This is a genomic window from Pseudomonas syringae group sp. J248-6 (assembly GCF_032586995.1).
In the GTDB taxonomy this organism is placed as follows: Bacteria; Pseudomonadota; Gammaproteobacteria; order Pseudomonadales; family Pseudomonadaceae; genus Aquipseudomonas; species Aquipseudomonas amygdali.
In genome coordinates this window covers 230,086-244,806 of the sequence record NZ_JAWHOP010000004.1, presented here as the reverse complement: position 1 = coordinate 244,806, position 14,721 = coordinate 230,086, and the positions used below count along the sequence as shown (strand labels likewise).

The 14,721-nt window shown below is 58.5% G+C and carries 14 protein-coding genes; 5 read left to right on the top strand and 9 right to left on the bottom strand.

Annotation, left to right across the window (positions count from 1 at the left end; genetic code table 11):
• Positions 1–130: 130 nt before the first annotated feature.
• Positions 131–649: a GNAT family N-acetyltransferase gene (locus RYC17_RS07555; protein ID WP_316902698.1), complete on the top strand. Its 519-nt coding sequence runs from the start codon at positions 131–133 to the stop codon at positions 647–649.
• 25 nt (positions 650–674) lie between these two features.
• Here RYC17_RS07555 and RYC17_RS07550 read toward each other — a convergent pair whose 3' ends face one another.
• Positions 675–1,397: a haloacid dehalogenase type II gene (locus RYC17_RS07550; protein ID WP_058401953.1), complete on the bottom strand. Its 723-nt coding sequence runs from the start codon at positions 1,395–1,397 to the stop codon at positions 675–677.
• Positions 1,398–1,553: 156 nt separating this feature from the next.
• On the opposite strand from RYC17_RS07550, the gene RYC17_RS07545 reads away from it, so the two are divergent.
• On the top strand, positions 1,554–2,549 hold the full coding sequence (locus RYC17_RS07545) for an aldo/keto reductase (RefSeq protein ID WP_122281559.1): 996 nt from the start codon (positions 1,554–1,556) through the stop codon (positions 2,547–2,549).
• A gap of 288 nt (positions 2,550–2,837) precedes the next feature.
• A complete protein-coding gene (locus RYC17_RS07540; RefSeq protein WP_316902697.1) occupies positions 2,838–4,478 on the top strand; it encodes a methyl-accepting chemotaxis protein in 1,641 nt (546 codons plus the stop codon).
• A 60-nt stretch (positions 4,479–4,538) separates the two neighbouring features.
• Here the strand turns inward: RYC17_RS07540 and RYC17_RS07535 are convergent, their stop codons facing one another.
• The 7 genes from RYC17_RS07535 to RYC17_RS07505 all read right to left on the bottom strand — a co-directional run bounded on the left by RYC17_RS07535 (position 4,539) and on the right by RYC17_RS07505 (position 10,915).
• On the bottom strand, positions 4,539–5,738 hold the full coding sequence (locus RYC17_RS07535) for an MFS transporter (protein WP_122281558.1): 1,200 nt from the start codon (positions 5,736–5,738) through the stop codon (positions 4,539–4,541).
• 369 nt (positions 5,739–6,107) lie between these two features.
• Positions 6,108–7,400, bottom strand: coding sequence for a sorbosone dehydrogenase family protein (locus RYC17_RS07530; protein ID WP_316902696.1), 1,293 nt, complete (start codon positions 7,398–7,400; stop codon positions 6,108–6,110).
• Positions 7,397–7,825 (bottom strand): DUF2231 domain-containing protein, encoded by a 429-nt coding sequence (locus tag RYC17_RS07525; protein WP_058401950.1) that lies wholly within the window; start codon positions 7,823–7,825, stop codon positions 7,397–7,399. Before RYC17_RS07525 ends, RYC17_RS07530 begins: the two co-directional genes overlap by 4 nt.
• Positions 7,826–7,971: 146 nt before the next feature.
• On the bottom strand, positions 7,972–8,115 hold the full coding sequence (locus RYC17_RS07520; protein ID WP_080394996.1) for a DUF2256 domain-containing protein: 144 nt from the start codon (positions 8,113–8,115) through the stop codon (positions 7,972–7,974).
• A complete protein-coding gene (locus RYC17_RS07515) occupies positions 8,112–9,650 on the bottom strand; it encodes a cryptochrome/photolyase family protein (protein ID WP_410478451.1) in 1,539 nt (512 codons plus the stop codon). The genes RYC17_RS07520 and RYC17_RS07515 overlap by 4 nt, the downstream gene beginning before the upstream one ends.
• Positions 9,651–9,905: 255 nt before the next feature.
• Positions 9,906–10,490 carry a glutathione S-transferase family protein gene (locus RYC17_RS07510; RefSeq protein ID WP_122281556.1) on the bottom strand — a complete coding sequence of 195 codons (585 nt, stop codon included), beginning with the start codon at positions 10,488–10,490 and terminating at the stop codon, positions 9,906–9,908.
• Positions 10,487–10,915, bottom strand: a complete 429-nt coding sequence (locus RYC17_RS07505; RefSeq protein WP_122258247.1) for a VOC family protein — start codon at positions 10,913–10,915, stop codon at positions 10,487–10,489. The genes RYC17_RS07510 and RYC17_RS07505 overlap by 4 nt, the downstream gene beginning before the upstream one ends.
• 115 nt (positions 10,916–11,030) lie before the next feature.
• Here RYC17_RS07505 and RYC17_RS07500 point away from each other — a divergent pair, with 115 nt between their 5' ends.
• Both RYC17_RS07500 and RYC17_RS07495 read left to right on the top strand, forming a co-directional pair.
• Positions 11,031–11,939, top strand: coding sequence for a LysR family transcriptional regulator (locus RYC17_RS07500; protein WP_058408464.1), 909 nt, complete (start codon positions 11,031–11,033; stop codon positions 11,937–11,939).
• A 186-nt stretch (positions 11,940–12,125) separates the two neighbouring features.
• Entirely contained in the window at positions 12,126–14,294 is a 2,169-nt protein-coding gene (locus tag RYC17_RS07495) for a TonB-dependent siderophore receptor (protein WP_219171167.1), read from the top strand.
• Between the two features lie 220 nt (positions 14,295–14,514).
• On the opposite strand, the gene RYC17_RS07490 is transcribed toward RYC17_RS07495, so the two are convergent.
• The coding region (locus RYC17_RS07490) for a calcium-binding protein (protein ID WP_316902695.1) at positions 14,515–14,721 on the bottom strand (207 nt) is incomplete at its 5' end.

Here is a 14,721-nt window from a genome sequence, read left to right as displayed (position 1 = left end):
ACCCCCAAAGTGTCCGTCAAACGGCACTGCTGCGCGAATCCGACATCTGTTTAAAACCCAGCGTGCGGTTAAGACTTTTCCCGCCTCCGGGTGCAATACTCGACGCCTGAATCAGACGAATCCTGCTTTCATGACCATTACTTACCGACGACTGACACCGACCGATGCAGTGGCTTATCGCGCCTTGATGCTTGAGGCATATGATCGCCACCCGGACGCCTTTACCTCTGATGTAAAAGAACGTGAAACGCTGCCTGGCGAATGGTGGGAAAACAGACTGGATGACAGCAATGCTTCGACCGAAGCGGTGTTTGCCGCCGTTGAAGACAGTCAACTGCTGGGCGTAGCCGGACTGTCAGTTGAAACCCGAAATAAGGCCCGGCACAAGTCAACCCTGTTCGGGATGTACGTGCCTCAGGCTCACAGAAAAAGAGGCATTGGCTACCAGTTGATGTGCAGCGTGCTCGAGCATGCCAGATCCCGTCCTGAGCTTCTGGTCGTACAGCTCACCGTCACGCAGGGTAATGCCGCAGCACAAGGGCTTTATGAGCGCATGGGCTTTGTGACCTTTGGCGTTGAACCACTTGCAGTTGCCGTAGGCAGCAGGTTCGTCTCCAAGGTGCATATGTGGAAGGATTTACGGGAGTAAGTTATCCCCTAGCCATTATCTGCGCTCAACAACCGAGCGCCTCGGCAGCGTCGGTAAGGGAATCGACAATAATGTCCCAGTCCTGTTCGGCAGTAAGGTCAGACGTCTGGCCTGGCCCGTGCTCGGACGGGCGTCGGACGAACACGGTCTTGAAGCCATTCGCACGGGCTGCCGCGAGGTCGGAATTATGCGCAGCCACCATCGCGACTGCTTGCGGGGCCAGACCCACGGCGTCTGCCGATTTCAGGTAGGTCTGCGGCGTTGGTTTGTAAGAGCCCGCGATTTGCGCGCCGACAATCACGTCCCACGGCAAGCCAGCGAACTTTGCCAGGTTGAGCATGCCGGCAATATGCCCGTTGGAAAGCGTGCCAATCGAGAACCTGCGTTTGAGCCGCGTGAGGCCGGCGACGGAATCGGGCCATGGGTCCAGCCGTTCCCAGGCCTTGTTAAGCTCCGTGAGTTCGGTATCCGGAATGCTGCCGAAATCCACCTCGTGCCGCGCCAGCACGGTTTCGAGGCTCTCGCGATTGAGTACGTCGAGTGTCACGAAAGGACGCTCACCCGAGCGAACGCGCTGCATGGAAGGCTGGTAGAGCCCGCGCCATTGATCGGCAAAATCGAGGGGGTCGACGTTCACGCCATGACGCAGCAGAAAGGGCGCCGCGGCGCGTGCCACACCACCTCGCCAGTCCACAACGGTGCCGAATACGTCGAACCCGAGAAACCCTATCTGTTCCAGCCTGGCCATATTGCTCTCCCGAATCGTGCACAGTCGCTTATAGTTCTACAGAATTAGAACTATAGAACCAATCGCGCCAAAGAGAGTTGTTTCGGGCAGGCATTGCCCCATCTGTAAACGCAAAACTGCTCGGCGACTGATCAATCAACGGTAGATGGAGAATTCATGAACTACGTGAAGCTTGGAAACACAGGGCTGGATATTTCCAGACTGTGCCTTGGATGCATGACATTCGGCGAGCCCGATGCCGGAACGCACCCCTGGACACTGGGCGAAGAAGCAAGCAGGCCGATCATCAAACACGCCGTCGAGCAAGGCATCAATTTTTTTGACACGGCCAACAGCTACTCGGCAGGCACCTCGGAAACCATCGTCGGCAAATTGCTGAAAGAGTTCACACGCCGCGACGAGACCGTTATCGCCACCAAGGTGTTCTTCCCGGCAAACATGTGGGAAGGCTCGACAAGGCCCAATGAGAAAGGGCTCTCGCGCAAGGCCATCATGTCCAGTATCGATGCGAGCCTGACGCGACTCGGCACTGACTACGTCGATCTGTATCAGATCCACCGCTGGGACTATGACACGCCCATCGAGGAAACCATGGAAGCCCTGCACGATGTGGTCAAGGCAGGCAAGGCCAGGTACATCGGCGCGTCATCCATGTATGCATGGCAGTTCGCCAAGGCCCAGCAGGCCGCGGTCGCGCACGGGTGGAGCAAGTTTGTGTCCATGCAGAACTACCTGAACCTGGTGTATCGCGAAGAAGAGCGCGAGATGATCCCGCTGTGCATTGATCAGGGTGTCGGCCTGATGCCCTGGAGCCCGATGGCGCGTGGCAGGCTGACCCGGCCCCATGGGCAGCAGACCGAGCGGACCAGGACCGACGTTTCCGGTCAGTCGTTCTACCAGGCGACGGAAAAGGAAGACGGTCGGGTGATCGACGTTGTGGAACAGGTCGCCGCGGAACGAGGTGTGCCGATGGCGCAGGTCGCACTGGCCTGGGTATTGGCCAAACGAGGGGTTTCAGCGCCGATTGTCGGCGCGTCCAAAGCGTCCCAACTGGACGATGCTATCGCCACACTGGAGCTGGTGCTCAGCGACGAAGAGATCCAACGCCTTGAGGCACCTTATGTACCGCATCTGGTGACCGGATTCGTCTGATCCGCACAGCAGAAACCCGACGCCGGCGAACGTTACAGCGTCGCCGGTAACCTGATGGACCGCAGTCATCCGATAGAACGGTGACCAGCAACGCTTATATTACGAAGACAACATCACAGCACTCGTAACCGTCACACATTTCTGAAATAACACCTGCCTATCTCGCCGCACGCAAATATCTATTGGGCGACCGACCGGCTGCACGGTATTGTCTGACTATTCGCAATGAATGGCCGTTTGCCAGCCCTTGATTCGACTTTATCCACTTCCCCCGTTCGAGTTCCTTCCATGAAAAATCCGGTTTCTCTGGCTACCCGCATCGGCTTGGGGTTTGCCGCGGTCGTTTCACTGCTCATATTGATCACCGCTGTCGGCATTCAGCGGGTTGGCTTCATCGACAGCACCCTGGAAGACGTTGGAGACAATGCCGCAAAGGTGCAACGCTATGCGATCAACTTTCGTGGCAGCGTGCATAACCGGGCGATCGCCCTGCGCGATGCGGTACTGGTCAACAATGATCAGGACCTCGCGCTCCATCTGGCAGAGATGACCCGGCTGGAAAAGGACTACATCGATTCGGCTGCACCGATGGATCAACTGTTCTCCAGGCCGACCGTAAGTGCCGAAGAGCGGCAACTGTTGCGTGGCATCAAGGAAATCGAACAGCAGACGCTGGGCTCTACCAAAAGCGTCATTGCCTTGCGCCGTACCGGTGACATCGCCGGTGCCCAGGCCCTGTTGCTGAGCCAGACATCGGGCGACTACAGCGAATGGCTGAAGCGCATCAACGCGCTCATCGACCATGAGGAAGCCTCGATCAGGGTTCAACTGGATAATGTGCAGGCGACCGCCAGCCAGTTCCGTGGCCTGATGCTGCTGGCAACGGCTTTCGCCGTGCTGCTGAGCATCGTGCTGTCGGTTTTCATCATTCGCTTTGTGAAAAAGACGCTTGGCGCGGAGCCTGTAGAGGTTGCGCAGGCCATTCGACGATTGGCGGCCGGTGATCTGCAGCAAACCATCACCACCGCGCATCCCGACAGTGTCATGGGCGTACTGAAAACCGCGTTGACTCGTCTCTCGGAAACCATCACCGAGGTGAGGACGGCTGCCCAGGAGGTCAGCCAGTCATCCACCGTGCTGTCGGCGGCCTCCTCTGCCAACAATACTCAGATCATGGTGCAGACCCGTGAAGCCGAACAGGTGGCGACCGCCATCAGCCAGATGGCCGCCACGGTCAATGAAGTCTCGGGCTATGCAGCACAGGCAGCAGACGCTGCACGTTTGGCAGACAGCGAAGTGGCGACCGGTAACCGCCTTGTCGAAAGCACTACCACTGCCATCGAGCAACTGGCGGCCACGCTGACTGAAACAACAAATACTGTGGAGCAGGTGTCCAGGCACAGCGAGCAGATCGAAACGGTGATCGAGGTGATCAACTCGATTGCCTCGCAAACCAATCTGCTGGCACTCAATGCGGCCATTGAAGCAGCCCGTGCGGGTGAGCACGGCAGAGGCTTTGCGGTCGTCGCCGATGAAGTTCGTTCCCTGGCGAATCGTACCCAGCAGTCGACCCAGGAAATTCAAAACATGATCAGCACGCTGCAAGGCGGTACTGAAACCGCGGCGCAGAACATGCGCGACAGCTGCGAGCTGGTCAATCGCGCCGTTGACCAGACACGCAACGCACAAAGTGCTCTGTCCAGAATCAATCAGGAAGTGGGCGCGATCAATCACATGAATGCGCAGATCGCCAGCGCTGCTGTTCAGCAAAGCTCGGTGGCAGAAGACGTTGCCATGAACATCAACAGCATTCACGACTCGACACTCAAGTCCGCCAATGGATCGCAGCAGGTGGCAAGTGCCAGCGAAGAACTGGCACAGCTTGCAGATCGCCTTACCCGCAAGGTCGCGTTTTTCAAAGCAGGCTGACGGTGTGAGCAGGTATTCGGCGATGGATGCTGGATAGCCGAATACCTCATTAGCGGCAAATCAGTCTGTGCAAATGACCGGCCTGGAGCGGCGCAGCGCCAGCACAACGGTGATCATGGACAGCGCGGCACATACCGCCCCGATGACGATGGCGGCGGTGAAGCCGGCCCGACCGGACACCACGCCGCCGATGAACGCCCCGCCGCCAATCGACAGATTCACCACACAGACCAGCAGCGCCTGAACACCTTCCACGCGATCATTGGAGGCCTCGAAACACCAGATCTGCGTGGTGATGGGGATCATCCCGAAAGCGAATCCCCAAACCAGAATCACCGGCCAGAGCAGCCACGGGTTGCCGACAAACATCAGCAGCGCAGTCAGCGACCCCAGCATCAGCAGGGTCATGATCAGCACCGAGGACGGTGCGCTTCTGGCTGCCAGGGCTCCACCGGCCAGATTGCCTGCCACCGCTGCCAGACCGAAGGCGAACAGCAATGCTCCCAAGGCCTGCCCCTGGATATGCGCGAACTCCTGCACGAAGGGCGCGAGGTAGGTGTAAGCCGCGAAGTGCCCGACATAGATCAACAGTGCAGCGGCAAACATGCGGCGAATGCGTTGCTCGCCAGCCAGCGACAGCATCTGACTGATGCCGGCAGAGCGCTCGCCCGGCAGCGCCGGTAAAAACATTGCAATCAACAGCCCTACCGCAACCGTGACCACTGCCGCCGTTTCAAATGCCGCCCGCCAGCCGAACGCTTCACCGATCAACGTGCCAGCCGGAATCCCGGCAACAGTTCCGATCGAGACGCCCGCCAACACATACGCGGTGGCCTTTACGCCCTCCTTGCCGGGCCTCAAGCGAGGCCCGAGCGAACCGGCAATCGTCCAGAAACCTCCCAGTGCGAAGCCAAGCAGGACCCTGCCGGCAAGCGTCAGCCAGAAGTGCGTCGACAGCGCCACGATGAGGTTGGACGCCAGCAATATCGACAGCAGCCCCAGCAACAGGCGCTTGCGATCGACATGACTGAACAGGGCAATACAGGAAGGTGCTGAAATGGCCGCGAGGATGCCGGGCACAGCCATCATCAAGCCCGCTTGGCTGATGCTGGTTCCCAGGTCACGAGCAATATCGGGCAACAGCCCGACAGGGAGAAATTCAGTGGTGACGGTAGCGAATGACCCAAGCGATACGCTACCAACGGCCCACCATGAAGCGGGTTTTGTTTCTACGTTTCCAGCGGTTTCAAAACGACTCACAGCGGTTCCAGAATTCGGGAATGTCAGCAACTGACCCGTCGGGCCAGCGCATGGATGCGGGTAACCCTAACGGGTAAAGCCTTGACGAAGCCACCTTGCGAGCGAAATTCCGTATCAACGACACGCGATAATTTCTGCGAAGACTGGCTGTCAGGCCGATGCTCTGCGTCGAGGTTGCATGGGTGACGCAGAGCGTCACGAACGGCATTCCCACGCGGAGCATGGGAACGATCACTGACTGAATATCGTGCCGACGCTCTGCGACGGCACGCAGTTCTTGACGCTCCGCGTCGAGGCTCATTGCCTGGCGCAGAGTGTCAAAGGCATTCCCATGCGGTGCATGGGAATGATCACACAGGCAGTCGTGACCTATTTGTTGCGGGTCACTCTCCAGACGGTGTTGGCCAGGTCGTCGGCGATGATGAGTGCGCCTTTCGGATCAACTGTCACGCCCACTGGCCGGCCGCGAGTCTTGCCGTCAGCTCCGCGGAAACCGGTTGCGAAGTCCACAGGCTCGCCGGCAGGACGTCCATTGCTGAACGGCACGAAGATCACCTTGTAACCCACCGGGTTATCGCGGTTCCAGCTGCCATGCTCGCCAACGAAGACGCCGTCAGCGAACTTGTCGCCCATGGCCGGGATCGAGAACGACACACCCAGTGCGGCAACGTGCGAACCCAGGCTGTAATCCGGCTTGATCGCCGCAGCGACCTTGGCCGGGTTCTGTGGCTGGGCACGCGTGTCTACGTTCTGGCCCCAATAGCTATACGGCCAGCCATAGAACGCGCCCTCCTTCACCGAGGTCAGGTAATCGGGAACCAGGTCCGGGCCCAACTCGTCACGCTCATTGACCACCGTCCACAACTGCCCGGTACCCGGCTGAATCGTCAACGCGGTCGGGTTACGCAGACCGGTCGCATAAGGCTTGTGCGCACCGGTTGCGGCGTCGATCTGCCAGACCATCGCGCGATCGATTTCGACTTCCATGCCGCGCTCGGTCACGTTGCTGTTCGAGCCGATACCGACATACAGGTAGCGGCCATCAGGGCTTGCCGTCAGCGACTTGGTCCAGTGGTGGTTGATCGCCGCAGGCAAATCGGTGACCTTGGTCGGCTCACCGCTGGCCTTGGTCTGACCTTCCTGATAATCGAAGCTGACCAGCGCATCCTGGTTGGCCACGTACAGCTTGCCGTTCGCGAAGGCCAGGCCATAGGGCGCATTCAGGTTCTCGGCAAAGACCGTTTTCAGCTCATACTTGCCGTCGCCGTCCGCGTCCCGCAACAGTGTCAGACGATTACCGCTCTTGACCTTGGTGTTGCCCTGGGCCTTGATGACGCTGGCAATCACGTCTTTGGGTTTGAGCTTGGCAGCGCTGCCGCCGCGCCCTTCGGCAACGATGATGTCGCCATTGGGCAAAACGATGGACTGACGTGGAATATTCAGATCACTGGCAATCGCCGTGATACTGAAACCCTCAGGCACGGCAGGCTTCTGATCGCCCCAAGCCGTCGGTTCGGCAATCTTCATGCTCGGCAACAGGCCGCGTTGCGGGTCCGGCAACTTCGGGTCCGGTCCGCGCGCCTGAGTGCTGTCGGCTTCACCACCGCAGGCGCTCAGCAGCAGCGCCATGCTCAATGCAGTCAATGCGTGGATATTTCTCATTCTGCACCTCCGGAACGCAGGCTGGTGAGCCCGGTCCACGTCGCAACGCAGGCCAGAACAGTAACAATGACCGACAGGATCAAGCCAGACGGCATGACCGCCCAGGCGTCTTTCGCATGCTCGAAAGCATTGACCAGCCCCAACACCCAGGTAACCAGCAACAACAGGAAGTACACCACGGGACGACCGGCCTTGTGATCCGCACGCACTAGATTGACCAGTGCGAACAGCAACGCCAGCCCGCAGAACAACAAGCCTCCGGCAATCAACCAGGCGGCAAAGTTGCTCCACTGAATCTGAAAGGTCTGGTAGTAGGCGATGTCGCTCAGCAATCCGCCAAGAAACAGAGGCACGGTTCCGGCGAGCAGGGTCGCGTGTAGCGGGCCTGGCGTATATCGGTAGTCGGGATGGGTGGTTACGGTCATGACGGCTCCTTTTCGTTCGGCGACCCTGGATCAATGCTCAGTGCGAATGCACTCGCCTGTCGGGGTCGCGCTGAATGCGCATAGAAAAGGATCATTCTGGCGAAGCGATAGTTCAGCACTTTTCATTTCGAAATATTTTGAAAGCGTTACTGGCTCGCCGATGGCTTGTTTCGACGACAGCGTTCAGAGCAGTAGCGCACCTCATCCCAGCAGCGTGCCCACTTCTTGCGCCAGGTAAACGGCAACCCGCAGACCACACAGGTTTTGACCGGCAGCTCAGTCTTTTTCAAAGCGCCTCTCCAGCATCGAGCCTGGCCAGCAACGCCTCGCCCCGCTCCCACAACGCCTGCTGTTTGGGTTCAGCCATGCGATCAAGGTTCTTGTAAATAATGCCCATACGCTGATTGCGCCGCAAAAGATCGCCATGGCGCATCAGAAAATGCCAGTAGAGCGCGTTGAACGGGCAGGCATCGTCAGTCGTGCTTTCAGTGACCTTGTAAGCGCAGCCACGGCAATAGTCAGACATGCGCTTGATGTATTGGCCGCTGGCGCAGTAGGGCTTGGAGCCCAGATAGCCGCCATCGGCGTGCATGACCATGCCCAGCGTATTGGGCAGCTCGACCCAGTCGAAAGCGTCCATGTAAATCGCCAGATACCACTCGCAGATCTGGCTCGGCACGATACCGGCAAGCAGCGCAAAGTTGCCGGTCACCATCAGGCGCTGAATATGATGGGCATAGGCATGCTTGAGGCTCTGGCCGATCGCCTGACTCATGCAGTTCATCTTCGTTTCGCCGGTCCAGTAAAACTCCGGCAGCGGCCTGCTGTTGCCGAACAGGTTGCCATCGGCATACTCGGGCATTTTCAGCCAGTAAACGCCACGCACATATTCCCGCCAGCCGATCAATTGGCGAATGAAACCTTCGGCGGCATTCAGCGCCACCCTGCCCGACCAGTACGCGGACTCAACGTCACTGCAGATCTGGCGCAGATCCAGCAGGCCGATGTTCAGCGCAGCGCTGATCCGCGCGTGAAACAGAAACGGCTCATCAGTGGCCATTGCGTCCTGATAATCGCCGAAACCCGCCAGCCCGAAATCGAGAAAGTAGTCCCACAGCGCCTGAGCATCGACATGCGTCACCGGGTAATCGAAATCATCCAGCGAACCGTAATGACTGGCAAAACGTTCAGCTACCAGTGTCAGCACGTCGCGAGTGATCCCGTCTGCCGAGAAGCGCATCGGGTAAGGCGCAGCGACGCCCTTGGGCAGCGCCTTGCGGTTTTCCGCATCAAAATTCCAGGCACCGCCAACCGGTGTGCCATCGCCGTTCAACAGCAACCTGCTCTTGCGCCGCATCTCCCGATAGAAGAACTCCATGCGCAACTGCTTTTTACCCTGCGCCCACGACGAAAATTCTTCGCGGGAACAGAGAAAGCGCGTATCGGCATGCCATTGAATCGGCAACCCGCTGTCCTTGATCGACTGCTCCAGCCGCCAGTCACCGCACTCGGTGACGTGCAGCTCTTTGGCTTGCAGCAGGGCCTGCCAGCGCCGCAACTCACCCGGCACCGACCCGGTGTTCTGCGGGTCATCAAGCATGACGTACTGCACCCGAACGCCGCGCTCGCGCAGCGCCTCGGCAAAATGACGCATGGCGCTGAAGATCAGCACGATTTTCTGCGGATGATGCGGCACATGGCTTGCCTCCTCCATCACCTCGACCAACAGGACCGTATCGCGCTCTGGGTTCAGGTCTTTCAGGGACGCCAGGTCGAAAGACAGTTGATCACCGAGGACGAGGTGGAGATGGGGGGATTCGGTCAATGGAAAAGGCTCCGCATGGCGTCTGCAAGAATCTGAAAAGCTGTGGCGTCAGACGATTGACCTGTACCTCAGGGCCAGCTATCCAATACTCCGAAGCCGCAAAACTTGTACCAATGTAATTTCATGTACAAGATTTTCATAGCGTTTTTCGATGAGTTACCTGTCATGGTTGTCGCAGGTTCCGCAGCAGCGGCTGAGTGGTGTCCTGCCAACTGGCAGGCACCTATACGATCAGTGCCAGGCCTGCGGCCCGAATCAAGCCGACTGGTAACCCGCCAGCCCCTCCACCCGTTCAAGCCACCGCAAAACACTCGGGTACGCCCCCAACTCCACACCGCCTTCCGGTGCCAGCACCACATACGGATAAACCGCACACTCGGCAATCGTAGGTCGCCCCATTGCCAGCCAGTCATGCTGTGCAAGATGTTTGTCGAGCAGCCCCAACACAACAGAAGATTTCTGCAGGGCCTCGGCCTTGTTCAGCGCAGCGCCGAATTTCTGCACCAGCCGCGCCGCGCAAAGGCTGTGCTGGATTTCGTTGCCAGCGAACGAAAGCCATTGGGCGATTTCGGCCTGTCCCTGAGGGTGAGCGGGCCACCACGCCAGACCGCCATATTCGCCAGCGAGGTAAATCAGAATGGCCTGCGAGTCACGCAGGACGACCGGACCATCCTGTAGAACCGGCAATTCGCCCAGAGGATTGAGGTCAGACAGTGGTGGCTTTTTATGCTCGCCGTTCAGAAAATCCACGGCGACCACGTCAAGCTCGATATGGGCCAGGGCAGCGAACAGGCGTACTTTGTAGCAGTTGCCGGAGGCTTGCAGATCGTACAGTTTCATTGTGTGTCTCCATCGACGAGTTGATTGAATTCCAGAACGTTGCCATCAGGGTCGCGGATGAACAGTGCGATTCGTCGCGGGCCGATGGGGTGCGGCCCTTCAGTGACGACAATTCCCTGCGCGCCCAGCCAGCGCTCGAGTGCCTGCAGGTCATCGACGATAAACGCCGGGTGCGTCATGCCCGGCAGTTTCAGTGGGTCATCCAGCAACACGTTGTGAGCACGGGGCACGCGAACGCCATTGAAGATCAGGTTGATGCGCACGCCGTCCGGGCTGAGCATCTCGTTGGCTTCGTAACGTGGAAAACGCGCACTCTCGACAAAACCAAGCGCCTGGTAGAAAGCCAGTGCGCGGTTTTGGTCGCTGACGCGAATACCGATGTGGTCGTATGCGAGAATCCGGGCGGGGTTGGGTTGCAGGCTCATGAGGTTGAAACTCCGATTGGAAGCAGTTTCGCCAGTGTCGGCCACGGCAGTGGTTTCACCTATGCTGCGGACCTGACAAGACCTATGCACTAATCGCACAAATCAGAAGGTGGCAATGGACAGGCTCAAGGCAATGGCCAATTTCGTGCGGATCGTCGACAGCGGCAGTCTGAGTTCGGCGGCGGATGTCACCGGGCAATCGGTCGCGTCGCTAGTCCGCTCGCTGGCCGCTCTGGAAAGTCATCTGGGCGTACGCTTGTTGAACCGCAGCACGCGGCGCATGGCCCTGACCGATGAGGGCGAGGAGTATCTGCGCTGGACCCGGCGCATGCTCGCGGACTTCGATGACATGGAACAGCGCCTTGATGGCCGCGACGGCATCGTGCGGGGCCTGCTTCGGGTGACGGCACCTGTCGAGTTCGGGCAGCGTTATATCGCTCCGCTGGTAAACGCCTTTCTCAGCGAGCATCAGGACATCAACGTCGAGCTGAACCTCAATGACCAGATCGTGCCTTTGCTCGACGAGCGCCTTGATCTGGCGTTGCGCATCGGCCATCTCCCGGACTCGGCGATGGTCGCGCGCAGGATCGGTGCGACCCGGCTGGTAACCTGTGCAAGCCCGGGCTACCTGCGCACCGCCGCGCTGCTGGACACCCCGAAATCACTGCCTGAGCACGCGTGCATCACGCTGGCTTCGCACGGCCGGCAGTGGTACTTCCGGCATCAGGGCAAAGAGTTGATACAGGACATTACCCCCAGGCTGGTCTGTAATCAGGTCCGCGCTGCCAGCCTGGCCTGCGTGCAGGGTCTGGGCGTGACCCGGCTGATGCATTATCAGGTTGCAGATGAACTGGCTGACGGTCGCCTGATCAGGGTACTCAATGACTTCGAAACGGCAGATCTGCCGATTCAACTGGTTTATCCGCACACCTTGCAGCTCTCACCCCGGGTCAAGGCATTCGTCGAATGGGCAATTCCACAGCTGGAAAAATGTCTGCCTGATCCCTCTCTTCAAGATCGATAGCGCTGCCGAAAACTCAACTGATGCGCGCGCAGACGCGCACCTGTGCTCGCGGTGGAAATGTGAAAATTTTGTTAACTATTTGTTCGCAGTGTCTTTTTCTGACAGAAACAACCTGCCACAATAATGCGAACAGTTATCAACATTATTATCATCCAGCCACGGACGGCTTCAGGGAGTGTCGGGTTCATGCCGGGCCAGCAATCGCAAAGCCGTTTTCTTTTCACCCCTGCCCTGCTGACAATGGGCATCTGGATCGCAACTTCTCAGGCTGCCTACGGCGCTGAAACGCAAGCCACCGAAGCGTCATCGACGACGACAATGGAGCTGGGCGCGACGCAAATCAGCAGCGATCAACTTGGCTCTACCACCGAAGACAGTCAGTCCTACACCACGGGCCCGATGCAGACGGCGACCAAATTGCCGCTCACCATTCGTGAAACCCCGCAGGCGGTGACCGTCGTCACTCGTCAGCGCATGGACGACCAGGCCATGACCAGCATCAACGACGTGGTGAAATACACCCCAGGTCTGTTTTTGGACCAATCCAGCGGACCGGGCCGGCAAACCTACACCTCTCGCGGTTTCGACATCGACAACATCATGTACGACGGCCTGCCCGCCTCGTACTCGGGCTACACGGCAGGCGTTCAACCCAACCTGGCCATGTTCGATCATGTCGAGGTGATCAGAGGCGCTACAGGCCTGGCGACAGGGTCTGGCAACCCTTCAGCGGCGATCAATATGGTGCGCAAACGCCCTACCGCCGTTCCACAGGTCACCCTCACCGGCACGGTCGGAAGCTGGGACGACTACCGCGGCGTATTCGATGCCTCCGGACCACTGAATGACAGCCGCACGGTACGCGGCCGAATAGTCGGTTCCTACCAGGATGCCAACAGTTTCCGCGACAAGGAAAAAAGTGATCACAGCGTGTTCTACGGGGTGGTCGAGGCAGATCTGAACGATGCCACGACCGCCACTCTGGGCTTGTCTCGTCAGGAAGATCAGACCAATTACTTCTGGGGTGGCCTGCCACTCGGCACTGACGGCCATCACCTGAACCTGCCGCGTTCGACCTATTCCGGCTCGGATTGGGAAAACAAGAAAATCCGCATAGACACCGTGTTCGGTGAGCTGGAGCACCGTTTCGACAACGACTGGAAACTGCGCGTAGCAGGCTCGAGCTCGTCGCTGGACGGTCTGTTTTCAGGCACTTACCTGTCGCGCTACAACGGCCCGCTGGAAACGACGGCCTATCAGTCCAAGCCTGAGGAGCAGCAGACTGCGTTCGATGTCTACGCCAGCGGGCCGGTCGAAGCCTTTGGGCGCACCCATGAAGTGGTGGTCGGCACCAGCAGGCGCGTGTACGACAAGACCAGCAAGGAGTACAGCCCCTATGACACAGGACTGCCGATTGGCGCGCCGAAGCCGGACTTCGTCCGCGATGGCAAGACGCATAGCATCGCCACCCAGGATGCGGTTTACCTCACTACACGTCTGAGCCTGGCCGACCCGCTGACCCTGATCCTCGGCGGCCGTCTGGACTGGTACGACTACGATGATCGCTCTGGTGATGAAGACTACAAGGTCACCCGCAACCTGACGCGCTACGCGGGGCTGATCTACAAGCTCGATGAACACCATTCCCTGTACACCAGCTACACCGATGTCTTCCAGCCACAGAGCGCGCAAAGCCTGTCCGGCAAGGTACTCGACCCCGTCGTGGGCGAAAACTATGAAGTCGGCATCAAGGGCGAATATTTCAACGGTGCCCTCAATGCCAGCCTGGCAGTGTTCCGGATCGATCAGAAAAATCTCAAGACCGAGTCACCGACCCAGGCGGGCTGCGCGGTCCTGACCTGTTACGACGCAGCCGGTCTGGTACGCAGTCAGGGTATCGAGATGGAGCTGCAAGGCGCATTGACCGAGAACTGGCAAGTCGGCGCAGGCTACACCTATGCCCGCACCCACTATCTCAAGGACACCGATCCGGCGAACAAGAACCAGCAATTCAACACCGACACACCCGAGCACCTGTTCAAGGTATCGACCGTCTACCGCCTGCAAGGCGCACTGGAAAAAATGCGCGTCGGCGGCAACGTCTACTGGCAGAGTCGCATGTACAACGACATCGCGCTCACAGACGGCATCTACCGTCTGGAACAAGGCAGCTACGCCGTCGCAGACTTGATGGCGGGGTATCAGGTGAGCAAGAACCTCGACTTGCAACTTAACGCCAACAACATCTTTGACCGCTCCTACTACACGGCGATTGGCGCAAGCTCGGTATGGGGCTCCACCGACGTCTACGGCAACCCGCGCAGCTATGCGTTGACGGCCAAGTACAGCTTTTGAGCAAGCAAGTTTGCTATGTTTTTGCAGCCTGCTCAAAGCAATTAACGGCCGATCATTAAATATGATCAGAAACTGCTAACTTAAGAGCCTCGAGGGATTTCGCCGAAGCTTGCGAACTCCCTCATATAGGCGCCGACGTCTTACGCCGCTGTGAGCAGCGCAAGACCGGGCAGGTTGGGGAAATATCATTTTGACTCCACCACTCCAATTTTTTTGTTATTTACTCAAGAGAAAAATCTCCTTGACCTAGAAGTAGTATATTAACCTGATCTAGCTGAGTATATTTCGCCGTCATTACTTTCATGTCTTGGCTGCTCCACAAACCACCCTCTAAAAACTCCACACGCTCTAGCTGGTAACGACCACTGTCTTGGGCAAACCAGCCTTTGACAGTGATCTTGTCCCTGCCGTTTACATGACTGAACAC

What these genes read in the sequence shown, in the direction of transcription:
- RYC17_RS07555 (WP_316902698.1), top strand. Translation starts at nt 131, where the DNA reads ATGACCATTACTTACCGACGACTGACACCGACCGATGCAGTGGCTTAT.
- RYC17_RS07550 (WP_058401953.1), bottom strand. Translation starts at nt 1,397, where the DNA reads ATGGCCAGGCTGGAACAGATAGGGTTTCTCGGGTTCGACGTATTCGGC.
- RYC17_RS07545 (WP_122281559.1), top strand. Translation starts at nt 1,554, where the DNA reads ATGAACTACGTGAAGCTTGGAAACACAGGGCTGGATATTTCCAGACTG.
- RYC17_RS07540 (WP_316902697.1), top strand. Translation starts at nt 2,838, where the DNA reads ATGAAAAATCCGGTTTCTCTGGCTACCCGCATCGGCTTGGGGTTTGCC.
- RYC17_RS07530 (WP_316902696.1), bottom strand. Translation starts at nt 7,400, where the DNA reads ATGAGAAATATCCACGCATTGACTGCATTGAGCATGGCGCTGCTGCTG.
- RYC17_RS07525 (WP_058401950.1), bottom strand. Translation starts at nt 7,825, where the DNA reads ATGACCGTAACCACCCATCCCGACTACCGATATACGCCAGGCCCGCTA.
- RYC17_RS07510 (WP_122281556.1), bottom strand. Translation starts at nt 10,490, where the DNA reads ATGAAACTGTACGATCTGCAAGCCTCCGGCAACTGCTACAAAGTACGC.
- RYC17_RS07505 (WP_122258247.1), bottom strand. Translation starts at nt 10,915, where the DNA reads ATGAGCCTGCAACCCAACCCCGCCCGGATTCTCGCATACGACCACATC.
- RYC17_RS07500 (WP_058408464.1), top strand. Translation starts at nt 11,031, where the DNA reads ATGGACAGGCTCAAGGCAATGGCCAATTTCGTGCGGATCGTCGACAGC.
- RYC17_RS07495 (WP_219171167.1), top strand. Translation starts at nt 12,126, where the DNA reads ATGCCGGGCCAGCAATCGCAAAGCCGTTTTCTTTTCACCCCTGCCCTG.